Source organism: Terrabacter sp. Ter38 (assembly GCF_024519435.1).
Taxonomy (GTDB): Bacteria; Actinomycetota; Actinomycetes; order Actinomycetales; family Dermatophilaceae; genus Terrabacter.
In genome coordinates this window covers 282,292-307,698 of the sequence record NZ_JALJRZ010000002.1, presented here as the reverse complement: position 1 = coordinate 307,698, position 25,407 = coordinate 282,292, and the positions used below count along the sequence as shown (strand labels likewise).

The following is a 25,407-nucleotide window of genomic DNA, read 5'->3' as shown; positions in this document are numbered from 1 at the left end:
TGACAGATCAGTCGTGCCGACCCGCGGTTCCACGTGAAACATCGGAAGCCGTGGGGCGGTCCGGCGTCGTTTCACGTGGAACGTCACCACGGGTGTGTCGACCCGAGCCGCGACATGAGGCAGCCTGCGCAGGTGGCGGAGTCGCGTGCACCTAGACTGACCGACGGACGCGATGGCCGCGTCGGAGATGGCGAGGGGTTGGCGAATGGCGGAGAAGCGTCGAGCACTGGGTCGAGGCCTCGGGGCACTCATCCCGAGCGCGCCGAGCGGAGGCACCGGTCGACCCGTGGACGTCTTCTTCACCGAGCAGAAGCAGGCGGAGCCCACCACGGCCGAAGCGCCAGACGCGTCCGGCACCGACGGCGCCGCCGATCTGACCACGCGGTCGACCCAAGACGCCGCGGGCACGTCGGCGTCCAGTAGTGACGCTGGGATCGTGGTGGCCGAGACGACGAGCAGCGGACTCGCCGTCGTCCCGGGCGCCGAGTTCGCCGAGCTCGACATCGACTCGATCCGTCCGAACCCCAAGCAGCCACGCACGGTCTTCGACGAGGACCACATGGGCGAGCTCGTGCACTCCATCCGTGAGATCGGCGTGCTCCAGCCCATCGTCGTGCGGCGCATCCCCGCGGACCAGCTCGACGAGGCCGAGGGCAAGACCTTCGAGCTCATCATGGGTGAGCGCCGCTGGCGTGCCTCGCAGGCGGCGGACCTGGGCGTCATCCCGGCCATCATCAAGGACACGAGCGACGACGACCTCCTGCGCGACGCGCTGCTGGAGAACCTGCACCGCAGCCAGCTCAACCCGCTCGAGGAGGCTGCCGCATACCAGCAGCTGCTCGACGACTTCGGGTGCTCCCACGAGGAGCTCGCCACGCGCATCGGTCGCTCGCGCCCGCAGATCTCCAACACGCTGCGACTGCTCAAGCTCCCACCGCTCGTCCAGCGCCGCCTGGCAGCCGGGGTGCTGAGCGCCGGACACGCTCGCGCCCTGCTCGGCATGGCGGACGGTGCCGCGATGGAGCGGATGGCCCAGCGGATCGTGGCCGAGGGCCTGTCCGTGCGCAATGTCGAGGAGCTCGTCGCGCTCGGTGAGGGCAACGACGCCCCGAAGCCCCGCCGTCCGCGCGCAGGGAGCCGGCACCCGCAGCTCGACGACTTCACCTCGGGGCTCTCGGACCACCTCGAGACCCGGGTCGCGATCGCCCTGGGTCAGCGCAAGGGCAAGATCACCGTCGAGTTCGCCTCGATGGAGGACCTGCGCCGCATCCTCGGGCTCATGGGGATGTCGTCCCCGACGCGCGACTGACGCACGCAGCCCGTCAGAGCCAAGCGGGCGGACGGGGGATGCGCACGACGGTGAGACCGTCGACGCGCAGGACGTCGGCGTGGGGAGCCTGCTGCACCGCTTGGGCGATCGACGCGCACTCGGCCGGCGCGCACCACCGCGGGTAGAGACCCTGCTGGTCGTAGAGCATCGACCGCACCGTGACGGCGGTCATCGTGCCTTGGGGTGTCGCCTTCCAGCGCGGCTCCATCCACATGACGACGGCGTCGCCGGGGTGCTGGCCCATGAGGGCCGCCGTGTCGTTGACGATGACGTCGTACTGGTCACGCGTCACCTGGTGCTCCCTGAGGTCGGTGCGCCACGAGACGACGCCGACGACGGCGATGAGCCCCAGCGCCACGAGGCCCGCGATCCGTGACGGCCGAATTCCTTTGAGCAGCAAGGCTGCCGGCAGGCACACTGCGGGCCAGGCCCAGAGCGATGCCCTGCTGCCGGTGACCACCCCGGAGTAGACGGTGAGCCCCGCCTCGAGTCCCACGACGACGACGACCGCGCCGAGCACGATGACGGCCGCACGGCGCGTCGTGGAGTCGATGAGCGCCCACACGAGGCAGGCCACCGCGATGACGGCCGCCCATCCGAGAAGACCCAGGAGGGAGGCGAACTGGGTGCTGTAGCGCCCGAGGTTGGTCGAGAGGTCGTCGAGGCTCCTGAGCGGGTTGGGCCGACGCCAGGCCGAGAAGATCACGCCGAACGTGCCGAACGCGAGCCAGTTGAAGGCGTACACCGTCAGGACGCCGATGCCGTAGGACGCGACGAAGCCGACGGCACCGACGAGCAGGCGGCGCGTGGACGCACCGAGCTCCGTCACGACGAATGTGAGGAACACGAGGGCGGCCACCGGCGGGTAGGACAGGATCGACAGGATGACGAAGACCGCCATCCAGACCGCGAGCATCCAGCGACGTCTACGGGCCCAGGGGAGCGTCCACACGGCGGTGGCAGCAACGATCATCGAGGCCGAGAGCGTGCCGGGCCAGTAGATGAGGCGGATCCAGATCGCCGACACGAAGAGGGCGAAGGTCAGCAGGAACGTCGAGAGGCGGGTCGGCGGCGCGAGCGCGCGGACGAGTCCCCACACGAAGGCGGAGTACGCCACGACGAAGATCGTGGAGGCCACGACGATCGAGGTGCGCTGCCCGATGACGTACCAGTAGACGGTGTTGAGCCAGCGACCCTCGTAGAGGTTGCGGCTGAACTGCGCCGCCGACCCCGGCTCGTGGCGACCCAGGGTGAACGGCCAGTCGTCGTGCCGGATGAAGGGGTGTGCCACCTGCAGCACCGCTCCGGTGACGACCAGGGCGAGGCACAGGGCGCCGAGGACCACGAGCCAGTCGGGCAGCGCGCGTCGGGGGCGCTCGGACGAGCGCTCCCTCGTCGCCGGCTCCGCCGTGACGCTGGCGGTGTTGGTCATGCGGCCCCCTGGGTGTGGTGGGCTCGGCCACAACGGTGACAGCCCCTGACTCTGCTCTCGCACCACGGTAACCCCCGGACCTGCACGGTCACTGGCATGTCGATCCCAGGACCCGGTGCGTCGCGGATCGGGTACGTCCTGCAGGATCGAGTCACCACCGGGGCAACGAGGGGCGCAGGGAGGTCGAGGATGCCCGAGGGTCACACCGTCCATGCGCTCGCCGATCGCCTCGACCGGGCCTTCCGGGGCCAGGAGGTCGAGGCGTCGAGTCCCCAGGGCAGGTTCGCCGCCGACGCCGATCGCCTCGACGGACGGGTTTTCGAACGGGCCCAGGCGTGGGGCAAACACCTCTTCGTCGAGATCGGGGACGCGACGCTGCACGTCCACCTGGGTCTGATCGGCATGTTTCCCGTGAAACATCTCGCCGGCGCCGCACCGCCGTCCCCGGTGGGAGCCGTCCGACTGCGGCTCGTGGGTCGCGAGCACTGGGCCGACCTCCGTGGCCCGATGATCTGCACCCTCGTCGACCGGGCGAGACAGCGCGAGATCGTCGCGACGCTCGGACCCGACCCGTTGCGGCGTGGCCAACGCGCGGACGCCGGCTGGGAGCGGGTGCGCCGGAGCCGTCGCACCGTGGCGGAGCTGCTCATGGACCAGTCCGTCGTGGCCGGGGTCGGCAACGTCTACCGCTGTGAGGTGCTCCATCGTCTGGCCGTGGACCCGCTCACGCGAGGCGTCGACGTGTCCGAGGAGGTCTGGCGCGAGATCTGGGCCGATCTCGTGCTCCTCATGCCGCTCGGTCGCGTGTTCTCGCAGATCATCACCGTCCCGGACCAGGTCGAGGCCGCCGCCCGTGCCAAGCGCTCCGGGCGGGCCCGGGAGATCAGCCGAGGGCTGACGGGGGAGCGGCTCGGTGACACCTTCGAACGGAGGTTCCTCGTCTACAAGGGCACCGGGCAACCGTGCCCGAGGTGCTCAAATGTCTTGCAGGAGAAGGAGATTGCCGGACGACGGCTCTACTGGTGCCCCGCGTGCCAGCTCCGGCACTGAGACCCGCGCGACTCACCAGCCTCTGAACGGCGCACGCGTCAGGATCGGAATCTCGACGTAGTCGTGACAGCCGAGGACGGGCAGGAGCGCCCGGGGCGGCTGCGGCATCCGGGAGCGGCCCTCGTCCTCCAGGAGGTCGACGGGGGAGCTCAGGGTCAGCACCTCGTCGTGCAGCCGCATCCGCCCACCACCGGCCGCCCGGAGGTTGGCGAGCCAGTCGACGCCGCGGCCATAGGTCAGGGCGATCGTCACGACGTCGCCCCGATCGAACGCCATGATCGGCACCCGGAAGGTGCGTCCCGATCGTCTCCCGACGTGCTCGAGCTCGACGAACCAGCCATGGCCCGCGAGGTGGACGAGGACCTTGTTGAGCAATCGCTTGTTCAGCTGCGTGACCGCACGAGGAATCGGCATCGGGACCTCCGCCCCCAGCCTCGCACCCGCGACGCGCGCGGGCACCCGGAACGCGCCCTGCCATGACGGCAGCGAGCCACCCGTCACGCACGGCCGGGCCCGCCAGCCTAGGCTGACGCCATGGCCTTCACCGGATCGCGGCCGGCGCCGACCCACGTGCTAGCCCACCTGTCCGACACGCACCTCATCGCCGGTGGCGGACTGCTCGGCGGCCACATCGACACCGAGGCGCAGCTGCGCAAGGCCCTCGCGCGGGTCGAGTCCTCGGGGGAGCGGGTCGACGCCCTCGTCATCTCGGGCGACCTCGCCGACAGCGGCGACCCCGCGGCGTACGAGCTGCTGCGTGCCATCGTCGACCCCGTCGTCACGCGGCTCGGCTGTGCCCTCGTCCTGACCGGTGGCAACCACGACGAACGTCGCCCGATGGCCCGCACGCTCCACGGCGTCGACACGGATGCTCCACAGGACACCGTCACCGACTGCGACGGCCTGCGCATCCTGGCCATCGACTCCGCGGTCCCTGGCTATCACCACGGCGGCTTCTCCGACGACCAATACGATTGGCTGGCAGCGGAGCTCGCCACGCCGGCGAGGCACGGCACGATCCTCGTCATCCACCACGCGCCCATCACGTACCGATCTCCGGTGATGCAGCTGCTCGACTTCGACGACGTGGACCGACTGCGCGATGTCGTGGAGGGCAGCGACGTCCGTGCGGTCCTCAGCGGCCACCTCCACGTCACGAGCTTCGGCACGCTCGGTCCGGTCCCGGTCATCGTCGCGGGGGGTGTCAGCTACGTCGACGACGTCGGGGCGCCCCGTGAGCTGCTCATGGGCGTCGACGGTCCACAGTCGTGGAACCTCGTCGAGGTCCACGCCGACCAGGTCGTCGCCACCGTCGTGCCGATCGAGCAGCACGAGACGTGGCCCGCGCTCTCGGAGGCCGTCACGGAGTTCATGGAGACGGTGCCGGAGGCCGACCGTCGGGAGGTCTTCTCCCGGAAGCGCACGTGAACCACACATCCGTTTCGAAAATCAAAGTGTCGAGAAGCGTGACCCCCGATCGACAGGGGAGTGAGGGTCCGGCACGCGGACCGCACGCAGCGAGGAGTCAGACATGAGCCAGGTCGAGAAGGCCACATCAGCAGACGGCACGACCATCGCCTTCGAGGCCTACGGCACGGGGCCCGTCGCCGTCGTCGTCGGAGGCGCCTTCTGTGACCGCGGCGCGTTCCGGGACCTCGCCCAGGCGCTGGGCGAGCTGGGACTGACGGGCGTGACGTACGACCGTCGTGGACGCGGAGACAGTGGTGACACCCAGCCGTACGCGGTCGCTCGGGAGATCGAGGACCTCACGGCCGTCATCGCCGCCGCAGCTGAATCACACTCTCCCGCCTATGCTTTCGGTGTCTCGTCCGGTGGTGCGCTCGTCGTCGAGGCGATTGCCGGAGGGGCCCCGATCGCCAAGGGGTCGGCCATCGAGGTGCCCTACCGCAGCGACGCCTGGCCGGCGCCGGACGACTACATCGGCACCCTCGAGCGCTTCGAGGCCGCCGGTGACCGGGAGGGCATCCTGCGCTACTTCAACAACATCGTCGTGGGGATGCCCGACGAGATGGTCGAGGGCATGAAGGGCACACCGATGTGGGAGCCGATGCTCGCGATGACCTACACGGTCAAGTACGACGGCCTGTGTCTCGGCGGCGATGACCAGAGCCTGCCCACCGAGACCCTGGGCCGCGTGACGGTGCCCTTCCTCTCGGTCTGCAGCAGCGGCACGATGATGCCGGCCCTGCACGACTCGGCCGTGGTCCTCGCCGACGCGCTGCCCGACGCCCGGGCGGTCGAGCTCCCGGGCGAGTTCCACCAGGTGCCTGCGGCGGTGCTCGCCCCGGTCCTCGCGGACTTCTACCGCTCCTGACCCGAGTCTGCCAGTGGGTTGCTTGGCCTGACAGGGCAACCCACCGGCATACGCCGTCGAGGGACTGCTCAGCCGGCCAGGAGCGCGAGCACGGGGTTGTGCTCCGGCGGCACGACCTCACGCGGCGGCCCCGGCGGGGTGCCGTCACCGAACGGCGAACCACCGAGCTCCTCGCGACCGTGCGGCGTCGCCCAGTTCTCGAGGGACGGGCCGAGGGGCACGACGCCCGTCGGGTTCACGTCGGTGTGCACGACGTAGTAGTGCCGCTTGATGTGCGTGAAGTCGACCGTGTCGCCGAAACCGGGCGTCTGGAAGAGGTCACGTGCGTAGCCCCACAGCGCCGGCATCTCGATGAGCTTGCTCCGGTTGCACTTGAAGTGGCCGTGGTAGACGGGGTCGAAGCGCACGAGCGTCGTGAAGAGGCGCACGTCGGCCTCGGTGATGTGGTCGCCGACGAGGTAGCGGCGCGTCGACAGTCGCTCCTCGAGCAGGTCGAGGTTCTCCCAGAGGCGGCGGTAGGCCTTGTCGTAGGCGTCCTGGGTGCCGGCGAAGCCGCAGCGGTAGACGCCGTTGTTGACGTAGCGGTAGATCGGCTCGCTCACGGACTCGATCTCGTCGGCGAGGGCCTCCGGGTACAGGTCGGGCGCACCCTTACGGTGGAGGTCGCGCCACTGGGTCTCGAGGTCGACGGTGATCTGCTTGAAGTCGTTGGTCACCACGGCACCGGTCGGCACGTCGACGATCGCGGGAACCGTGATGCCACGGGGGTATTCCGGGTCGCGCGCGAAGTAGGCGTCCTGGATGCGGGGGATCTGCAGCACCGGGTCGAGGCCGCCGGGGTCGAGGTCGAAGGTCCAGCTGCGCTTGTCGTGGGTCGGGCCGCAGATCCCCATCGACAGCGCGTCCTCGAGCCCGAGGAGGCGACGCACGATGATCGCGCGATTGGCCCACGGGCACGCCCGGGAGACGACGAGCCGGTAGCGTCCCGCCTCGACGGGGAAGCCGTCCCGACCGTCGGCCGTGATGCGGGTCGTGATGTAGTTCGTGTCGCGCTTGAAGCTCTTCTCGACATAGGTGCCCGGCTCGCTCATGCTCCCCACCCTAATTCGGTATGCCGCGTGACCCGGGGAGCGGCCACGGGACGCCCGACGCGCCCCGTGGTCCCGCCACGACACCCTCGAGATGTCACCCTGACACCAGTTCGACACGGCGGTTCTCCGGGTCATGGTGCCGACCGGGGGGACGGCGGGTCAGAATGGGGAGCATGAGGGCTGCGAGGAGACGCGATGCGTGAGCTCCGGCCCCTGACGCCCGACGTCGTCGGCGACCTCGTCGGTGTGTGTGCGCCGTGCACGTTCTGGCTGACGGTGCCGCACAACGGTCACACCGACGCGGGCGACCCGCTCGACGTGCTGGCCGAGTGGGTCGAGACGGTGACGGCCGACTGGGGACCTCCGGGCCGGATCGCCTACGTGGACGGCACCCCGGCCGGGCACGTCGTCCTCGCCCCGGCGCGGCACGTCGCGCGGCTCGCGGCCTTCCCGACGTCGCCGCAGGACCCGTCGACGCTCATGCTCGTCACCGCGGTCACGCGGCCCGAGTGCGCAGGACGGGGACTGCGCAAAGCCCTCGTGCAGTCCGCCGAGAAGGACGCCCTGCGCCACCGCACGCGCTCCCTCGAGGCGGTGGCGGCGCGCCCGCTCGCCGTCTCGAGGCATGCCTGCGTGCTCGACGTCGCCTTCCTCGAGAAGGTCGGCTTCCGGGTCGAGCGGGACCACCCGGCATACCCGCGGCTGCGGATCGACCTGCGCACGGTCGTCACGCTGCGCGACGGAGCCGCAGCAGCGATCGTCCGTGCCCTGGATCGGGTGCCAGGGGTGCGGCCGGTGCCCGAGACGCACCCCAACGGCTCGAGCCACGCCCACGTGACCGACCGACGCTGAGTCGTCGAGACGGCTGCCGCGGGTCAGCCGACGGTGCGCTCGGCCCCCACCTGCTGGGCGCGCATCGTCTCGAGATGCCGACGTAGGTCGTCGAGGCGAAGGACCCCGGTCCGCGACGTGTCGGCCTCGCCGAGGTAGACGCGCTGCAGGGCCACGACGACGGCCTCGGCCACGTGGTCGAGGGTCTGCGCGTCGTCCAGGGCCGAGGCGTCGCCCTCGTGGCTGAGGTAGCCGAAGTCGAGGCGGACCGCCGGCATCCGCGTGCGTCGCAGCAGCGGCCACGTGCGGGCGTGAGCACGGCAGTCCGTCAGGCCGGTGCGGGCCACGACCTCGCGCAGGAGCAGGTCGGCGAAGGTCTCGCCAATGACGGACCAGTCGGCGTGGGCGGCGCTGTCGGGGTGGCCGTAGAAGTAGGTGGCCGCTCCGTGGGCCGATCCGGTGGCGGAGTGGTCGGTGTGGAGCGACAGCACGAGGTCGGCGTCGCAGGAGTTGGCGAAGGCCGCCCGCTCCTCGTCGGTGCCGCCGTCGGTCGCCTCGGTGCGGGTGAAGACCACGCTGACGCCGTGGGCGGAGAGCCGGCCCTCGATGCGGCGCGCGAGGTCGAGCGCGAGGCGGCCCTCGACGAGCCCGCGCAGGCCCTGGGCGCCGGCGTCGCCGCCACCGTGCCCGGGGTCGAGCACGATGGTGCGCCCGCTGAGGCTGTAGCCGCTGCGACGGATCCGCTCGCGCTCGCGCAGGGCGTTGGCCGACCCTCCGCTGACCGACCGGCGCAGCCCCGCGAAGGCCCGCATCGTCTCCGGTCCGACGGTGCCGTCGGGGACGAGCCCGACGGCGGCCTGGAAGGCGCGCAGGGCGGCGTCGGTGCTCGGTCCGTGGAGACCGTCGACCTTGCCGGGCGTGAAGCCCAGCTCGACGAGCCGGGACTGGAGGGCCACGACGTCGTCGCCCTCGATGAAGTGCTCGGGGACGTACCGCAGCACCCGGTCACCGAGCGCCCACCGGGCGCCGTCGAGGACGGCATACGTGGAGCGGCCGACGATGCCGTCGACGATGAGGCCACGACGCTGCTGGAAGGACTTGACGGCCTGCTCGACGCGTTCGTCGTAGACGGCGTCGCCGAAGCGGTCGCTGTGCCCCGAGCCGCCGGGAAGGTCGCCCGAGAGGACGAGGCGTTCGCACACGGCCGCCACGGCCGGGCCGGAGTCGCCGCGCCGCAGCACGACTGACTGCTGTGGGGTCATACCGGCTCCTTTCCGTGAGGGGCTCCGGAGGGGTCGCGGGTGGGCTGTGCGTCAGTCCGGAGCGGTCGGGCGCCGTCAGCAGCGTAGTACGCGAAAGGGGTGGCACCGTGACGGTGGACCACCCCTTCGACGTTTGCCGTCAGGCGATGAACTCCTCGAGCTCGCGCAGCAGCTTCGGCTTCGGGTGCGCGCCGACGATCGTCTTGACGACCTCGCCCTTGACGTAGACGTTGAGCGTCGGGATCGACACGACGCCGTAGCGGGCGGCGGTGTCGACGTTGGCGTCGGTGTCGAGCTTGACGACCTCGATCTTGTCGCCGTACTGCTCGTTGATCTCCTCGAGGATCGGGGCGACCTTGCGGCACGGGCCGCACCACGTCGCCCAGAAGTCGACGAGCACGGGCTTGTCGCTCATGAGGACGTCGTCGGCGAAGGTGGCGTCGGTCGTGTTCTTCAGTGCCATGGAGATTCCTTCTCGTGGTTGGCGCGGGGGTGGCTCAGGTTGGCTCGGGTTGCCTCGGGGCTGCCTTCGGGTGCCGGAGCCGACGTTAGGCGTCGGCGCCGACGGTGACGCGCGGGTCGGGGATCGCTCCCGAGTCCGTCTCGTCGATGACGGCGGCCTCGGCAGCAGCCTCGGCGGGCGAGGTGGTGTCCTCGAGGGCGGCGAGGTAGTGCTCGGCGTCGAGGGCGGCCGCGCAGCCGGAGCCGGCGGCGGTGATGGCCTGGCGGTAGGTGTGGTCGACGAGGTCGCCACAGGCGAAGACGCCGGGGACGCTGGTGCGGGTCGAGCGCCCGTCGACGAGCACGTAGCCGGCGTCGTCCAGCGTGACCGTCTCGCCGCCAGCTCCCTCGGCGGGCACGAGCAGCTCGTTGCGCGGGTCGTGGCCGATGGCGACGAAGAGCCCGGTGACGGGCAGCTCGCGGGTCTCACCGGTGACGGTGTCACGCAGCGTGATGCCGGAGAGCTTGCCCTCGCCGTGGATCTCGGCGACCTCGGAGTTCCAGGCGAAACGGATCTTGTCGTTGGCGAAGGCACGGTCGGCCATGATCTTGCTGGCGCGCAGCTCCCCGCGGCGGTGGATGATCGTCACGGTGCGGGCGAACTTCGTCAGGAAGGTCGCCTCCTCGATGGCGGAGTCTCCGCCGCCTATGACGGCGATGTCCTGGTCGCGGAAGAAGAAGCCGTCGCACGTCGCGCACCACGAGACGCCGTGGCCCGAGAGCTCCTTCTCGCGGGGCAGGCCGAGCTCGCGGTAGGCCGAGCCCATCGCGAGGATGACCGAGCGGGCACGGTGGACGGTGCCCTCGCCGTCGGTGACGGTCTTGACCTCGCCCGTCAGGTCGACGGCCGTGACGTCGTCGGTGACGAGCTCGGCGCCGAAGCGCTCGGCCTGAGCCCGCATGCCGTCCATGAGGTCCGGGCCCATGATGCCGTCCTTGAAGCCGGGGAAGTTCTCGACCTCGGTGGTGTTCATCAACGCGCCACCCGCCGTCACGGCGCCCTCGAAGACGAGGGGCGCGAGGTTCGCGCGCGCGGCGTAGACGGCGGCGGTGTATCCCGCCGGGCCTGAGCCGATGATGATGACGTTGCGGACGTCGGACATGTGGGCTGCTCCTCGTGAAACTCGTGTCGTGGCCGCTCGTTCCCGCCCGGTGACCGGTCGGAACCGGTACGGCGGGAGGCCGCGAGCCGCATAGGCCTCAACCGATCCTAGGCGGTTGTTGTTCCCGCGCCCGTCAGCGTGCGCGGGTGCGCCCGCGTGGCGGGACGGTCCGTGATGCCAGTGATCGCATGGGGCTCAGGGGACGGGCGTGGCGCCCGCGAGCAGGCCCGGCGCGCCGGTCGTGCAGCTGCGCTCGACCGCCCAGGCGGTGCTGGCTCCGGCCCTCGTGACGACGACGACGACCGCCGGACGACCGGCGAACGTGGCGAGGTCTGCCGAGACCCCTTCGGGCGCCGGGTCGGCCGCGCCGACCGCCCCGATCTCCTCGAGGCACGCCTCCAGCCCGATCGGCGTCGCGATGGGCCCGATGCCCGGAGACTCGGCTGCCAGGTCGCCGATCGGCTGGCCCGGGTGGTCGAGCATCGCCCGGGCCCGCGTGGCGAGGGTGCCGGCGGTGTATGCCGTCGTGCTGAGCTGGATGTGCAGCCCACCGGCGGTCGCCGCAGGGCTGGGCGGCGCCGTCGTGGCCCCCGAGGGGTAGGTGTCGCGGACGACCGCCGCGCCGTTGGGCCGCTTCGTCACGTGCAGGGCCGAGGCGCCCACGGCGACGACGGCGACGGCCGCCGCCACCGCGGCCACGAGGTAGATCGGCTTGGGACGGTCGGCGCGGGACGGCAGAGCGAGCACGGTGCCGTGGCCCACGTCGTTCGTCCCCGTGGCGTTCGTCCCTCTGGTGCTCGCCCCCGTGGCGTGCGAGCCGGAGCGCGACTCGGACAGCGGTCCGGGGTCGACCCGCAGCCGAGCCGCGTCGAGCAACGCGCCAGAGATGCGCTCGGACACGCCGTCGGGCATGGGCCCCGGGTCGGCCGCGCCGGCGAGCAGGGTCCGCACCTGGTGCTCGACGTCCGCGGCGAGGTGGGGCACGGGGGCGTCGTCCGCGACCTCGTGGTCGAGGCCGTCGACAGGGGCGACGAGGTGGGCGGGAGGGGCCGGCTCGGTGGCGGCACGTCCGTCGGGGTCGCGGACGCGAGGGTCGGGCTCAGGGGTGTGCGCGGACTCGTCCACGGATGTGGTCCTTCAGGCAGAACGTGCGGTGGTCGTACGGGCAGGCAGGGGTATGCCGGTCGCCGTGGTTTCGACGGTCCCCTGTGGCCGTCGGGTTCCACCGGATTCAACCATTCTTCGGCCGGTGGAGAACGGTGCCCGAACGGTGCCCAGCGAGCCCCGGAGCCCGACCGGTCACCGGTCGTCCCGTACCCCGTGGAGGCCGGACGTGGACCGCGGTCAGTCCTGCTCGACGGGACGGACGCCCGGCGTGAGCCCGAGGTGCTGGGCCAGGGCCGCGCGTCCGCGGGCGCACCGCGACTTGATGGTCCCCTCGGCCACGCCGAGGATGACGGCGGCCTCGGCCACCGGTACGGCGTGCATGTCGACGAGCACGAGCGCCGCCCGCTGCCCGTCGGGCAGCTTGGCGAGGGCCTCCTGGATGTCGAGGCGCACCTCCGTCGAGGCGTGGTGGTCGTGCCGGTCGGCGAGCTCGTACTCCGGCAGCTCGGCGGTCGGCTTGCGACGGCGGAGCCGGTCGAGGCAGGCGTTGACGATGATCCGGTGCAGCCAGGTCGTGACGGCCGCCTCGCCCCGGTAGGACTCGGCCCGCCGGAAGGCCGCGATGAAGCCGTCCTGGACGCAGTCGGCCGCGAGCTCGGGGTCACGCACGGTGCGCAGGGCGACGGCCCACATCCGGTCCTTGTGTCGGCGAAAGAGCTCGGCAAAGGCATGGTCGTCGCCGTCGACGTGCAGTGCCAGCAGCTCCCGGTCGCTCAGATCGGCGACCGGGGCGGCAACCCCCGGGCTCACGGTCAGCGCACCGTCACTTCGCTGATCTGCGCGCGGTAGTGGTTCGCGGCCTCGGCGGGCGCCGCCTTGGTGACGATGACGAGGATCTTGCTCGCCGGCTGGAGCTGGCCGCTGGTCTTGATGACGACGGTGCCGTTGGCCTTCTCCATCGAGCCGATCTTCTGCGCGCCGTCGAGCGACTTCGTCGAGCCGGAGTCGGTGGCGTAGACGGTGACGTTCTGCTCGGCGGGCAGGACGAGCTCGACCTCCTTGACGACGGTGGGCGCGCTGAGGTCGAGCAGGACCCCGACGCCGTCCTTGTTGCCGTTGAAGGTGGCGGTGCCGTACCAGCGGGAGCGCCACTCCGTGCTCGGGTCGCCGTCGAAGGTCAGCTTGACGTTCTGGTCGGACTCGGTGCCGTCCTCGGGGTCGAAGCCGGTGCCACCGACGACGCCGACCGGCGCGGCAGGCGGCGCCTGGGTCGTGCTCGGGGGTGCCTGGGTCGTCGTGCCCTGCGCCTGCGTGGCGGCGGGGGTGCGCGTCTGGGTCACCGTGACGGCGGGAGTCGGGCCGTCGTGCTGGCCGATCTTCATGACGTTGCTGATGCCGATGAACAGCGCGATGAGCACGAGCACCCCGACGATCGCCAGGGCGATGCGGGACTGGGCACCGCTGGGGGCCTCAGGGACCTCGCGGCCGAAGACGGGCAGCGGCGGCTCGAGGCGGGTCGCAGGGGCCTCGTCGAGCGCGTCGACGAGGCCGATGTCCTCGCCGTCGAAGTCGTCGTCGTGGGCCGAACGGCGCTCCGCGGCGCGGGCGGCGGCCTTGTCGGCGGCGGCGCGCGCGAACGAGCCGACCTTGTCGCCGATGGCACCGGCGACGCCCGCGGCGGCCGCCCCGGCCGCGGCGACGCCGCCCTGGACCCGCTCGGTGGTGGCGCCCCTGGAAGCCGTCGTCCCTGGCTGTCCGTCGGGGACGCTGTCGAAGAAGATCGTGCTGGCCTGGCCGGAGTCGCCAGCCCCGCCCGTCGACGCCCCGGCTGCACTGGGTGCCCCAGCCGCCCCGGCAGCACCCACTGCGGCGGCACCGGCGCGCACGGGCGGCATGACGCGCGTCGGCTCGAGGGACTCGCGGTCGTCACGGCTGCGCAGGCCGATGCCGGTGGCGCCGTCGGACGACGCCTGTTCACTGGGCCACGGCGCGATCTGCAGGGCGAGGTCACCGGGCGAGACCGGTCCACGGCGGCCACCACCGAGGGTCATCCGACAGATGAGGTCGAGGTCGTTGGGCACACCCACGGCGATCTCGGACGGCGCGGCCACGCCGCCGACGATGGTCGGGGCCGCCTCGAGGCCCACCGGGCCGCCTGCGGGGATCAGCCCGTCGTCGACGGACACCATGGGCCAGCGACCGGTCAGGCCGGCATACGCGATCTTGACGAGGCCGACCGCGTCGGCGCGGGACGCCCGCTCGTCGGAGAGCCGGTCGGCGTCGGTGAGGGCGGCCTCGGTGGCGAGGCCGCGGACCTTGACGGCGCCGTCGGACATGCGCAGCAGCGAGCTCGGCGTCAGGGCGAGGTGGTGCAGGCCCCGGTGGGTCGCCTTGTCGAGGGCGGTGGCGGCCTCACCCGTCAGGCGGCGCACCTCGTCGGGCGACAGGCCGCCGCTCTGCAGCAGGTGCGAGAGGGGCACGGCACCGGTCAGGGGCTCCTCGACGATGAAGCCGACGCCCTGGTCGGTGCCCACGTCGAGGACCCGGACGAGGCGGGAGTCCTCGATTCCTGCAGCGCGGCGGGCGGCATCGAGCGCGGCGGCGGCGACCGAGGAACCGGCCGGGAAGCAGACGAGCACGACCTCGCGCTCGAGCGTGTGGTCGTTGGCACGCCAGCGCTCGTGGTGGGTGCCCTCGGAGGTGCGCAGCGTGACCGCGTAGCGGCCGCCCAAGACGGATCCGGGTCCGACTCCCTGCACGTGCGTCACCCTCCCTCGTCATGTCGTGCGCGGATGCGTGGCTCGCCACCCATCCTAGGCCGACTCAGACGTGATCCCGGTCGTCCGCATCGCCGAGCGCCTCGTGTGCCGCGGTCACGGCCTCGATGTCGGCGATCTCGTCGACGCGCGAGGTGCCCTTGACCACGGCGCGGATGACGCCGGCGAGCAGGACGAGTCCGACGAGGATGCCGCCCACCCAGTAGATGGCGGCGTCGAGCGGGTTGGCCGACACGGGGATCGTGGCGGGCGAGCCGATCAGGGTGCCGTCCGCGGTGGTGAGGAAGGCACGGATCTCGGCGTGCCCCGCGGCCACCGCGGCGACCTCGACGGGGACGTTGGTGCGCGAGGACGGTCCGATCGTCACGGGGTCGGGCTGCTCGACGATCCGGATGCGGGGGTTGTCGGGCACGAGCCGCAGGCGGATGTCCTCGACGGTGTAGTCGAGGCCGTTCTCGACCGTGATGCGCAGCGTGCCGTTCTCGGCGAGGAGGTTGATCGTGCTCGTGCGCGGCACGACCCGGATGGCGCTCGTCGCGGCCTTGATGTCGGCGTCCACCGAGTTGGCCAGGGTGACCCAGCCCGCAGGGTTCCAGCGCCACCGCGCACTGGCGAGCCCGTCGAGCACCTCGCGGTAGGTGCGCTCGAACTCCTCGCCGTCGCGCAGCACCGACGAGACGCTGACGAGCGTGTCGCGCTGGTCGGCCATCCGGGCGAGGCGGCGGGCGTCGAGCACGGGCTTCGGGGCGGCGGACACGACGGGGGTGGTCGGCCTCGTCTGCGGCACGGCCTTGTCGCTGCCGCTGTCGGTCAGCAGCGACGCGGCGTCGACGGTGTCGAGCCAGGGTGCGCTCGACGTGGCCGCGAGGAAGGTCGCGAGGTCGGCGGCATCGGGGTCGTAGGTGCGCGGCGCGGTGACGAGCACGGAGCGCGGCGTGCCGGCGCGCTCGCCGAGCAGCACGAGCGTCTCGGCGAGGTAGCGCTGCACCGACAGGACCGGGCTGGGGTCGGTGCGCTTCGGCAGCAGCGCGGACAGACGCGCGTCGTACGCGAGCAGCCGGGTCCCGCTCGACGTGACCCGGCGAGCGGTCGGGGTGTAGGCCGTCTCCCTCGTCACGGCCGCGGCGTTGACGACGATGCCCGCGGCCTTCTTGACGGTCGTGCCGGACAGGAGCGTCTTGATGCCCTGCTCACGCCCGGCGGGCAGGAGGCCGTCGACCGGCCAGACGATGTCGGCCCGGGCCGGCTGCCCGAGCCGGGCCGCCAGGGTGGACGCCCGGCTGACGAGGTCGCGCACGAGGGAGTTCGCCGGGTCGACGCCGACCGTGGCGGCGACGTCGGCGTCGGCGTACGGCAGGGCCCAGACGCTGCGCCCGCCCAGCTGCGCCACGACCGCGTCGCCGAGGCGCGCGATGGCCAGCGTGGCCTCGGACGGGGTGCCGGCCGGTGGCGCGGTCGACGTCGTCGACGGGGCCGCCGGGGTCTGGGTGCCCTCGGGGGCTGTGGTGCTCGTCCCGGCCCCCGGGGCCGGGGTGCCCGTGGTTCCCGTGGCGCTCGAGGAGGGGGTGCCCGAGGTGCCGGACGGGGCCGGAGTGGTGGTGCCGGTGCCACCGGACGTCGGCGTCCCGCTCGGCGTCGGACCCGGCGTCGGACCTGTCGTCCCGGAGCCCGCGCCCAGGTCGGGACCGAGCACCGACGCGTCGAGCGCGAGGTCGACGGGTGTGCCACGGGTGCCCTCGAGGATGCGGGCCACCCGCGAGTCGGGGCCGATCGCCTGCTCCCAGGCCGCCAGGCGGGTCGCGTCGTCGCGCGAGGCGAGCGCGACGGCGGGGTCGAGGGTCACCGGCAGGACCGTCGCGACCTTGAGCGGGACGTACTCCTTGCGGCCGTTCCAGGCGATGAAGGTGCGCGTCATGCCGGTGGGCTCGCTCGCGCCCTCCTGGACGACCTCGACCGAGATCGGCACCGCCGCGAAGGCGTCGTCGGACCGCAGCCGCTCCCACGGAACCGTCGCGGTGAAGGGCCGCGTCTGTCCGGCGGCGACCGTGGCCAGCGACGTCGTGTCGACGGTGCGGCCGGACGTCTCGGTGCGGCCCGTGGCCCAGTCGTCGAGGGTGCTGCGCTGGGTGACCGTCACGTCGCCGCGCACGACCCGGACCTCCGGGCCGGACAGCGGTCCGGTGAGCGGGGCGGTGACCGTGCCGGTGATCGTGACGTCCTTGCCGGGCCCGACGACGGACGGTGTCAGCGTGTCGAGCACGATGACGGCGACGTCCTTGGCGGGCACCACGGCGGCTCGGTGGGTGACGGACGCACCGGGCCGGGCGGCATACGTGCTCGGCCCGGCGGGGGACGGGACGGCGCTCGCGGACGGACCGACGGACAGGCCGAGCGCCGCGAGCGTGGCGGCCGTGGCGGTCAGACGGCGCACGAGGCGGCTCCCGCGGCGCCCCCTCGTGTCGGGACGCCGCGACCCTCGAAGGATCACGCCGTCCCCGCCAGCCGGTTCCACGCCGCCTGCGCGATGCGGCGCTCGTTGGGGAAGGTGAGCCTGCGGTGCACCTCGTCGAGGCGCATCCAGGCGACGTCGATGGCCTCGTGGTCGGGGTCGTTCTCGATGGAGAGCTCACCCCCCGTGGCCTCGAGGAGGTAGTGGTGCACGAACTTGTGGACGCGCTTGTCGGACGTCGCGAACCAGTAGTCGATGGTGCCGAGCTCGACGAGCACGCGGCCCACGATGCCGGTCTCCTCGGCCACCTCGCGCGCGGCCGTCTCGACGAGCGTCTCGCCCGGCTCGACGTGGCCCTTGGGCAGACACCACTCGACGCGGCCGGCCCGGTTGCGGCGGGCGATGATCGCGATGAGGGCCAGACCCTCCTGGACGTCCACGACGATGCCGCCCGCAGAGCGCTCCTCGACGGCGGGCAGACGCCTCCCCGGCACGGGGCTGGGGACGGGCTGCGCGCTCACATCGCCACCATAACGGGCAAGGCCCGGAGCGCCCTCGTCGTCGGGGAGACCCCGCACGCGAGGGGTGCCGACCGGCGTGTCCGGGCCGGGACCGGTCATCCCCGTCGAGTCCCGGCGCGTCTGCGTGGCCCACCCCACGCGTACGCGCGCGGTCAGGTGCAGGGCGAACGCTCACTAGGCTGGTCGGGTGCCTGACCGTTCCGACACGTCCCTCGCCGACAGCCCCGAGCCGGCCGACGCCGGTCTCCCGCTCCTGCGGGCCGCCGTCGCCCGGCTCGCACCCGTCCTGCCCCTGTTGACCGAGCTGGGGGAGCGGTTCGCCGCTGCGGGGCACGAGCTGGCCCTCGTCGGCGGACCGGTGCGCGACGCCTTCCTCGGGCGTGTCTCGCCCGATCTCGACCTCACCTCCGACGCCCGACCCGACGACATCCTGGCGCTCGTCGTCGGATGGGCCGACGCGCACTGGGACATCGGTCGCGAGTTCGGCACCATCGGCCTGCGCAAGGGCCCGCACGTCATCGAGATCACGACCTACCGCGCCGACACCTACGACCGCACGTCGCGCAAGCCCGAGGTGATGTTCGGCGACAGCCTCGAGGGCGACCTCGTCCGGCGTGACTTCACCGTCAACGCCATGGCGATCCGGCTGCCCGGCCTCGAGTTCGTCGACGTCCACGGCGGGCTGTCCGACCTCGTGCGGCAGCGACTCATGACACCGGCTGCGCCCGAGGAGTCCTTCGCCGACGACCCGCTGCGGATGATGCGAGCGGCGCGCTTCGCCTCCCAGCTCGGCTTCGACGTCGCGCCCGAGGTGCGGGCGGCGATGGTCGAGCGGGCCGACACCCTCTCGATCATCTCGGCCGAACGGGTCCGCGACGAGTTCACCAAGCTGCTCCTGTCGCCCCAGCCCCGGCTGGGTCTGACCCTCCTCGTCGACACCGGCCTCGCCGAGGTCTTCCTGCCCGAGCTGCCCGCGCTGCGCCTCGAGCTCGACGAGCACCACCGGCACAAGGACGTCTACGACCACTCGCTCATCGTCCTCGAGCAGGCGATCGACCTCGAGGGTCCCGCGGACGGGCCGCCGGAGTCGGTGCCCGGCCCCGACCTCGTGCTGCGTCTCGCCGCCCTGCTCCACGACATCGGAAAGCCCGCCACCCGTCGCTTCGAGGACGGCGGGGGGGTCTCCTTCCACCACCACGAGCTCGTCGGCGCCAAGCTCGCGAGCAAGCGGATGAAGGCGATGCGCTTCGACAAGGACACGACCAAGCAGGTCGCGCGCCTCGTCGAGCTGCACCTGCGGTTCCACGGATACGGCGACGGGCAGTGGACCGACTCGGCCGTGCGGCGCTATGTCAACGACGCCGGGCCACTGCTCACGCGCCTGCACCGCCTGACGCGGTCGGACTGCACGACGCGCAACGCCCGCAAGGCGCAGCGGCTCTCACGCGCGTACGACGACCTCGAGAAGCGCATCGAGCGGCTCGCGGCCGAGGAGGAGCTGGCGAGCGTCCGCCCCGAGCTCAACGGCAACGAGATCGCCGAGGCGCTCGCGATCCGTCCCGGGCCGGTGCTGGGCGAGGCCTACGACTTCCTCCTGTCGGTCCGGCTCGACGACGGACCCATCGGCAAGGACGCCGCCCGCGAGAAGCTGCTCGCCTGGTGGGCCGCCCGCGAGTCGGTGGGCTGATGGGCCACGCCCACCGTCGGGCTGTGCGCGGGGGCTGCGCCTGAGGTGCTGCCCGACGTGCGGGCGGGGAGTTCTCCCCATCGCGGCGCCGGGTGGCGCAGTCGTACGCTCGACGGGACCTCGTCCCCGCGCGACGACGGCCGTCGTGACGGTGCGTCACCCGATCTGACACGGCATCGCGTGAATGATTGACTGACCGCGCCGTCCCCGACCCCCGCGGGAACGACCGAAAGGAACGAGCCCATGAGCACCCTCGCCTACCCGAGCGCCGACTTCCCGGGCCAGCCGTCGGTGGCCCTCGAGGTGCCGGAGGGCTGGGAGCCCGCGCACGCACCGGGCACGACGATGGCGGCGCGACTGCCGCGCGAGGGGGCGTTCGCACCCAACGTCGTCGTCACGATCGAGCAGTGCGGGCCGTCCTTCCGCATCGAGGACTCCCTCGAGCAGATCGCCTCCCTGGCCACCTCACGGGGCGGAGCCGTCTCCGAGCCGTATGCCGCCGACCTCGGTGGCGCGCAGTTCGTCGGCTGCGACGCGACGTGGCCGGACGCGGACGTCGAGACCGTCCTGCAGGCCAACCTCTTCCACCTGGTCACCCCCGGGGGGCCTGCCGCGGCCGATGCCCCGGCCCACCTCGTCCAGCTGACCGGCGCGGTGGGTGGCGCCGACGCCGAGGCTGACTACGAGCTCATCCGCCAGGTGCTGACGACGGCGCGCGTCACCCCGTGGGGCGCCGCTGACGACTCGGACGTCGACGCGGCCGCCGACCTGCACCTGGACGTGGACGCATGAGCACGACGGTGCCGGCCATCTCGGCAGGTCTGGCCACCGACGTCGGTCGGGTCCGGGCCCACAACGAGGACTCCGCGTGCATGCAGGGCACCGTCTACGTCGTCGCCGACGGGATGGGTGGCCATGCCGCGGGCGAGGTCGCGAGCCGGATCGCCGCCGAGACCGTCGGGGAGCTCGCGGAACGATCTGTCGTGCAGGTGCGCGACATCGTCGCCCAGGTCGGCGAGGCCAACCGCCGCATCCTCGCGTCGGCCGCGCGACACCCCGAGCAGACCGGGATGGGCACGACCGTCACCGGACTCGCCCTCGTGTCCGTCGGGGGGTCGCGTCACTGGGCGGTCTTCAACATCGGCGACTCCCGCGTCTACCGCCGTCTCGACGGCCGGCTCTCGCAGGTGACCGTCGACCACTCCGAGGTCTGGGAGCTCGTCGAGCGCGGCCTCATCACCCCGGAGCAGGCCCACCGCCACCCCGGGCGCAACGTCGTCACGCGATCGCTCGGGCGCGACCCGATGGGCGTCGTCGACACGTGGGTCTTCCCGCCCTACCCGGGCGAGGCGTTCGTCATCTGCTCCGACGGCCTGTCCAACGAGCTCACCCTCGAGGAGATCGAAGCCGTCCTCGCCGACCACCCCGACGCCGACGAGGCCGCCACGGAGCTCGTGCGACGTGCCGTCGAGGCCGGTGGCCGGGACAACGTCACTGCTATCGTCGTCGCCGTACAGGGCGAGGACTCCGACTCGGACGTCGACGAGGACACGACCCCGCGCGAGAACGTGAACGGCTCATCAGGGGAGAGCAGGTCGTAGACGTGAGTGGCCCGTCCGTGGTTGTCGACCGGGCCCCCGAAGGGTGGACGCACATCGGGGGCCCTGGCATGCACCTGCTCATCGGACTCGACGAGGACGACGAGCGCACCATCGCCGCGAGCGACGCGGCCGACGGCGGTGACATCGACGACGTCGTCGAGGTGCTGACGGCCGGCGGGATGCGCAAGGCGCACCACTTCGTCGGCGTGCACTGGCAGCCGCGCACCCGCATCGTCGCCTTCGGGCCGGTCTCGGCGCTCGTGTCCCTCGCCGACGGCACCGAGCACGACGTGCGCGCCACGAGCAGCAGGGTCTGGACGGACCTCGAGCTGCCCGACCATCCCGACCGGGTCGTGCTCCGGGTGCTCGAGGAGTCCGAGCGGGCGCAGCCCGTGCCTGCCCAGGACCTCATGGCAGGACCTCCTTCGGGGGGCCCCGCACCCGCCGCGTCCCCCGCTGCACCGGGCGAGTCGGCGCAGCTCACCGTGCCGGACGAGCCGGCCGAGGCGACCCCGGACACCGGGACGACGCGGCAGCCCGCGCCGTCCATCGCCGTGGCTGACACACCCGTGGTGAGCAGCCGGCGCGACGCAGCAGCCGAGCCCCGGCCTGACCAGTCGGCACCGGCCGGTGGCATCCCGACCTTCGCTGCGTCAGCGGGCGGCGACAGCACGTCCGCGGCCGTGCATGGCGCGCAGGTCGGGCCGGACCGGTCGGCCTGGGAACGCAGCTGGACCCAGGGCAGCACTCCACGAAACCCGTCCGAGCCGAGTGCGGCCAGCCACGAATTCACGACTACCGCAGCGGATTCCGGGGTGGTCCGGCCGGAAGAGCCTGTGGCGCAGGCTGATTCGGAAAACGAAGCCGACTCGTTCCCTCCAGCGACCGACATCACGCCCGAGCCCCCCGTCGCCCCGGCGCCGGCGCTCCGCTCGTGGACCTCGGTCGCTCCTGCCGTGCCGGTGCGTGCCACCCCGACGAGCGACGTCGTCGGCGACGATGCCGGCCCGTCGCCGATCGCGTCGACGCCCCTGGCACCCGTCGCCGCCACGGACCCGGCCGCGTCGGCGCCTGTGTCTGATGACCTTCCCGTGGCGGCGGCGGCGCGTGACCTCGACTCGACGTGGGCGGCCCGACCGGTGCTCGACCCGGACCCCGGGTCCCCGACGTCCACGACTCCGTCGGCGCCCGTGGGCGGAGCGGTCCGCCCCCCGGTCCCCGGGCCCGCCACCGCCGGCCTCGACGACGCGGGCGACGTCGCCGACGAGCAACCCGCAGCGCCGCCGAGCTACGACTACCTCTTCGGCCACACCACGGCCGCCGACGAGCACCGGAAGGTGCTCGCCTCGCTGACCCGGTCCGATGACGAAGAGACCGGGCACGACGAGGACGACGACCTGCCCGCCCCGGTCGGCCCCTCCGTCCCACCCGTCGCCGGTGCGTCCGACGCGCCGGTCTCGAACGCAGCCCCGACGCCCGAGGTACCGGCGCGGCCCCTCCCGTCCGCACCGGTCGTGCCTGAGGGTGGTCTCATCTCCTCCGTGCCGTGGGCCAGCCCCGCCCCGGCGGTGGACGTCCCCAAGCCCGAGCCGGAGCCCCAGGTCCCGACCTTCTCCGGACGGCACACGCCGCCGCCGGCCCCGAGCCTGCTGCCCCCGATGAACACCCCGCCCCCGGGGGTCCGCGCACCCGAGGCGACCCCGCTCATCTCGACCGGACCGCCGCCGGCGAGCACCGGCCCCGCACCCGCGCCGGCCGCGGCATCCACACCGCCCGCCGTGACGGCATACGCCGAAGCGGCGCAGCCGCCTGCCGAGCCCACCTTCGACGTGCCCATCTCGCTTCCCGCCGCCGTGCCCCCCGCCGCCCCGGTCGCCCCGAGGGCCCCGGTCCCAGAACCGGTCGCGCCCACGTCCGCTCCCGCCCTCGACGTCGGCCCCGGGACCGACGACGACGACGAGACGGAGCTGACCGTGGACCGTAGCGCCCTGCTCGAGGCCCGCAACGCCGCGCAGAACCAGACGTTCTCCGGTCCCAGCGTCCTGGCCGTCCTCTGCTCCGCGGGTCACCCGACGCCGCCCCACAGCGACCGTTGCCGGATCTGCGGCTCGAGCATCCCGCCGCAGGAACCTTTCACGATGCCGCGCCCGCCCCTCGGCGTCCTCCGCCTGTCGACGGGTGACGTCGTGACCCTCGACCGCAGCGTGCTGCTCGGCCGCGCGCCGAAGCTCGGTGACGGCCTGGCCGTCCACGACCGACCGCACGTGGTCAAGGTCCCGAGCCCCGAGCGCGACGTGTCGCGCAACCACGTCGAGGTCATCCTCGAGGGCTGGCACGTGCTCATCCGTGACCTCGGGACGACCAACGGCACGACGGTGACGCTGCCCGGCGAGAGCCCGCTCCGCCTGCGCGCCAACGACCAGCAGGTCCTCGAGCCCGGGTCGCTCGTGTCCATGGCCGACGAGGTCTCCTTCACCTTCGAAGCGGCGTCGTGATCCGCACGCCCGACCACCTGCCGGCCGCGGACGGAGGTGCCTCGTGAAGAAGGGTGCGCCCCCGAAGATCCCGGGGCTCGTCTTCGTCCAGCCGCTCGGCTCCGGCGGCTACGCCGACGTCTTCCTCTACGAGCAGCAGAGCCCCCGCATGCCGGTCGCGGTCAAGGTGCTCAAGTCCGAGGGCCTGACCGACGCGCTGCGCCAGCAGTTCGTCGAGGAGGCCGACACCATGGCCGCCCTCGGCGACCACCCGTACATCGTGCAGGTCTTCCGTTCCGGTGCCTCGGACGACGGCCGTCCCTACCTCGTCATGAAGTACTACCCGCCGCCCAACCTGGCGATGCGGGCCCGGGCCGAGCGCTTCTCGGTCGAGGACGTCCTGCGCACCGGCATCCAGCTCGCGAGTGCCGTCGAGACGGCACACCGCGCCCACATCACGCATCGCGACATCAAGCCGGCCAACGTCCTCATCAGCGCGTACGGTGCCCCGGGCCTGACCGACTTCGGCATCGCCGGCCGCGGTGCCCGCGAGGGCGACGTCGAGGCCGAGACCACCGACGACGTGGGTGTCTCCGTCCCGTGGGCTCCGCCGGAGGTGCTCTACGGCCAGAGCAACGGCGACGAGCGCTCCGACGTCTACTCGCTCGCCGCGACGCTGTGGCAGCTGCTCGTGGGCCGGTCGCCCTTCGAGATCCCGGGCGGCGACAACTCGGCGTACGCGTTGATGCCGCGGATCCGCAGCACCGCGCCGCCCGCGACGGGTCGCCAGGACGTGCCGGCCGGCCTCGAGCGACTGCTGGCCCAGGCGATGGCCAAGGACCCGGCGCACCGACCGGCGTCGGCGCTCGAGTTCGCCCGCGCGCTCCAGGCCGTGGAGCAGCGGCAGCGGCTGGGCCGCACGCCCATCGTCGTCCTCGACGAGCAGGGGCACACGACCCTCGTCAGCCAGACCCAGGGCTCGCCCACGGGTCGAGGCGCCGACGACGACGACCGGACACGGATCAAGGCGCCGCAGACCGTCGTCGCCCAGCCCGTCGGTCCGTCGCCGACGATGCTCGAGGACGAGACGCGCCGCCGCTCCGAGGCGGCGGGGCAGCGCTGGTCACCGGCGCCGATGCCGAGCCAGAGCGTCCCGGCCGCAGCGGCACCGGTGCGTCCGGCCGCCGTGACCGACCCGGTGAGGAGCCAGACGGCTCCGCTGGGACGCGACTCCGCCGAGGAGGCGACGATCCGTCGCGCCGCGAGCACGCCTGGGACACAGGCGCTTCCGGTGCCCGCGCCCGCATCGACGTCCCCGCTCGCGAAGCCCGCAGTGCTCTGGGGTCTCGCGGCCTCGGTGGTCGTCCTCGTCGGTCTCGTCGTCTTCCTCGTGCTCCGGTCCGGGTCCGGCGACCCGACCCCGGCGACGCCCACGCCGAGCGCCACGGTCTCCATGCCCGGTGACGACAGTGCGATCGGCGACGGGGTCTTCGACAAGCCGACCGTCTCGGCGACGTCGGGTCGGGGCAGTGTCCGTTTCACGTGGAACTACCCGCAGCCCTCGACGAAGGACACCTTCCGGGTGTCCTACGGGCCGACGCCGTCCGACGCGGGGAACCCGGAGCGGGCCAGGCTCGTCTCCGTCACGGCCAGGACCTACACCGTCAAGGCACCGAAGGGCACGAAGGTGTGTGCCACCGTCGTCGTGGCCCGCGCCGGCCAGGCCTCTCCGGGGGCCGACGTCCAGTGCGAGACCGCGCAGTGAGGGCGGGCGCCACCAGCTGCCTGAGTACGCGGGCGGGTGGACGCGAAACGGTCGGACCGGCAACCTCGACGCAGACACCACCAAACCACCA

Annotated in this window: 21 protein-coding genes; 10 read left to right on the top strand and 11 right to left on the bottom strand. The window is 72.6% G+C overall.

Annotated features, from left to right (window positions below; all coding sequences use genetic code 11):
* The first annotated feature begins 205 nt into the window (after window positions 1-205).
* A complete protein-coding gene (locus tag NR112_RS06315) occupies window positions 206-1,309 on the top strand; it encodes a ParB/RepB/Spo0J family partition protein (protein ID WP_256793138.1) in 1,104 nt (367 codons plus the stop codon).
* Window positions 1,310-1,322: 13 nt separating this feature from the next.
* Here NR112_RS06315 and NR112_RS06310 read toward each other — a convergent pair whose 3' ends face one another.
* Entirely contained in the window at window positions 1,323-2,762 is a 1,440-nt protein-coding gene (locus NR112_RS06310) for a hypothetical protein (RefSeq protein WP_256793137.1), read from the bottom strand.
* A 189-nt stretch (window positions 2,763-2,951) separates the two neighbouring features.
* On the opposite strand from NR112_RS06310, the gene NR112_RS06305 reads away from it, so the two are divergent.
* Window positions 2,952-3,812 (top strand): Fpg/Nei family DNA glycosylase, encoded by an 861-nt coding sequence (locus NR112_RS06305; protein WP_256793136.1) that lies wholly within the window; start codon window positions 2,952-2,954, stop codon window positions 3,810-3,812.
* Window positions 3,813-3,824: 12 nt separating this feature from the next.
* On the opposite strand, the gene NR112_RS06300 is transcribed toward NR112_RS06305, so the two are convergent.
* The gene (locus NR112_RS06300; protein WP_256793135.1) at window positions 3,825-4,226 is read right to left on the bottom strand and encodes a nitroreductase family deazaflavin-dependent oxidoreductase; all 402 of its coding nucleotides are present in this window, start codon (window positions 4,224-4,226) and stop codon (window positions 3,825-3,827) included.
* 120 nt (window positions 4,227-4,346) lie between these two features.
* On the opposite strand from NR112_RS06300, the gene NR112_RS06295 reads away from it, so the two are divergent.
* Both NR112_RS06295 and NR112_RS06290 read left to right on the top strand, forming a co-directional pair.
* On the top strand, window positions 4,347-5,240 hold the full coding sequence (locus NR112_RS06295; RefSeq protein WP_256793134.1) for a metallophosphoesterase: 894 nt from the start codon (window positions 4,347-4,349) through the stop codon (window positions 5,238-5,240).
* Between the two features lie 103 nt (window positions 5,241-5,343).
* Window positions 5,344-6,147 carry an alpha/beta fold hydrolase gene (locus NR112_RS06290; protein WP_256793133.1) on the top strand — a complete coding sequence of 268 codons (804 nt, stop codon included), beginning with the start codon at window positions 5,344-5,346 and terminating at the stop codon, window positions 6,145-6,147.
* Between the two features lie 68 nt (window positions 6,148-6,215).
* Here the strand turns inward: NR112_RS06290 and NR112_RS06285 are convergent, their stop codons facing one another.
* Complete coding sequence (locus tag NR112_RS06285; protein ID WP_256793132.1) at window positions 6,216-7,238, bottom strand: glutathione S-transferase family protein; 1,023 nt, start codon at window positions 7,236-7,238, stop codon at window positions 6,216-6,218.
* Window positions 7,239-7,433: 195 nt separating this feature from the next.
* Between NR112_RS06285 and NR112_RS06280 the strand changes: the two genes are divergently transcribed.
* On the top strand, window positions 7,434-8,090 hold the full coding sequence (locus NR112_RS06280; protein WP_256793131.1) for a GNAT family N-acetyltransferase: 657 nt from the start codon (window positions 7,434-7,436) through the stop codon (window positions 8,088-8,090).
* 23 nt (window positions 8,091-8,113) lie between these two features.
* Here NR112_RS06280 and NR112_RS06275 read toward each other — a convergent pair whose 3' ends face one another.
* The 8 genes from NR112_RS06275 to NR112_RS06240 all read right to left on the bottom strand — a co-directional run bounded on the left by NR112_RS06275 (window position 8,114) and on the right by NR112_RS06240 (window position 17,789).
* Entirely contained in the window at window positions 8,114-9,331 is a 1,218-nt protein-coding gene (locus NR112_RS06275; protein WP_256793130.1) for an N-acetylmuramoyl-L-alanine amidase, read from the bottom strand.
* A 139-nt stretch (window positions 9,332-9,470) separates the two neighbouring features.
* Window positions 9,471-9,800 carry a thioredoxin gene (trxA, locus tag NR112_RS06270; RefSeq protein ID WP_028785244.1) on the bottom strand — a complete coding sequence of 110 codons (330 nt, stop codon included), beginning with the start codon at window positions 9,798-9,800 and terminating at the stop codon, window positions 9,471-9,473.
* Between the two features lie 79 nt (window positions 9,801-9,879).
* A complete protein-coding gene (gene trxB / locus NR112_RS06265; protein WP_256793129.1) occupies window positions 9,880-10,935 on the bottom strand; it encodes a thioredoxin-disulfide reductase in 1,056 nt (351 codons plus the stop codon).
* 195 nt (window positions 10,936-11,130) lie between these two features.
* Window positions 11,131-12,060 (bottom strand): hypothetical protein, encoded by a 930-nt coding sequence (locus tag NR112_RS06260; RefSeq protein ID WP_256793128.1) that lies wholly within the window; start codon window positions 12,058-12,060, stop codon window positions 11,131-11,133.
* A gap of 219 nt (window positions 12,061-12,279) precedes the next feature.
* Window positions 12,280-12,852, bottom strand: a complete 573-nt coding sequence (gene sigM / locus NR112_RS06255) for an RNA polymerase sigma factor SigM (protein ID WP_256793127.1) — start codon at window positions 12,850-12,852, stop codon at window positions 12,280-12,282.
* 2 nt (window positions 12,853-12,854) lie between these two features.
* Window positions 12,855-14,801, bottom strand: a complete 1,947-nt coding sequence (locus NR112_RS06250; protein WP_256793126.1) for a hypothetical protein — start codon at window positions 14,799-14,801, stop codon at window positions 12,855-12,857.
* Window positions 14,802-14,865: 64 nt separating this feature from the next.
* Window positions 14,866-17,250: a DUF6049 family protein gene (locus tag NR112_RS06245; RefSeq protein ID WP_256793125.1), complete on the bottom strand. Its 2,385-nt coding sequence runs from the start codon at window positions 17,248-17,250 to the stop codon at window positions 14,866-14,868.
* Between the two features lie 53 nt (window positions 17,251-17,303).
* Window positions 17,304-17,789, bottom strand: coding sequence for an NUDIX hydrolase (locus NR112_RS06240; protein WP_256793124.1), 486 nt, complete (start codon window positions 17,787-17,789; stop codon window positions 17,304-17,306).
* A 187-nt stretch (window positions 17,790-17,976) separates the two neighbouring features.
* On the opposite strand from NR112_RS06240, the gene NR112_RS06235 reads away from it, so the two are divergent.
* From NR112_RS06235 to NR112_RS06215, 5 genes are all read left to right on the top strand, one after another.
* On the top strand, window positions 17,977-19,476 hold the full coding sequence (locus tag NR112_RS06235; RefSeq protein ID WP_256793123.1) for a CCA tRNA nucleotidyltransferase: 1,500 nt from the start codon (window positions 17,977-17,979) through the stop codon (window positions 19,474-19,476).
* 243 nt (window positions 19,477-19,719) lie between these two features.
* Window positions 19,720-20,268 carry a hypothetical protein gene (locus NR112_RS06230; RefSeq protein ID WP_256793122.1) on the top strand — a complete coding sequence of 183 codons (549 nt, stop codon included), beginning with the start codon at window positions 19,720-19,722 and terminating at the stop codon, window positions 20,266-20,268.
* The gene (locus tag NR112_RS06225) at window positions 20,265-21,077 is read left to right on the top strand and encodes a PP2C family serine/threonine-protein phosphatase (RefSeq protein WP_256793121.1); all 813 of its coding nucleotides are present in this window, start codon (window positions 20,265-20,267) and stop codon (window positions 21,075-21,077) included. The genes NR112_RS06230 and NR112_RS06225 overlap by 4 nt, the downstream gene beginning before the upstream one ends.
* A gap of 68 nt (window positions 21,078-21,145) precedes the next feature.
* Complete coding sequence (locus tag NR112_RS06220) at window positions 21,146-23,572, top strand: FHA domain-containing protein (RefSeq protein ID WP_256793120.1); 2,427 nt, start codon at window positions 21,146-21,148, stop codon at window positions 23,570-23,572.
* 43 nt (window positions 23,573-23,615) lie between these two features.
* On the top strand, window positions 23,616-25,316 hold the full coding sequence (locus tag NR112_RS06215; protein ID WP_256793119.1) for a serine/threonine-protein kinase: 1,701 nt from the start codon (window positions 23,616-23,618) through the stop codon (window positions 25,314-25,316).
* Window positions 25,317-25,407: the final 91 nt, after the last annotated feature.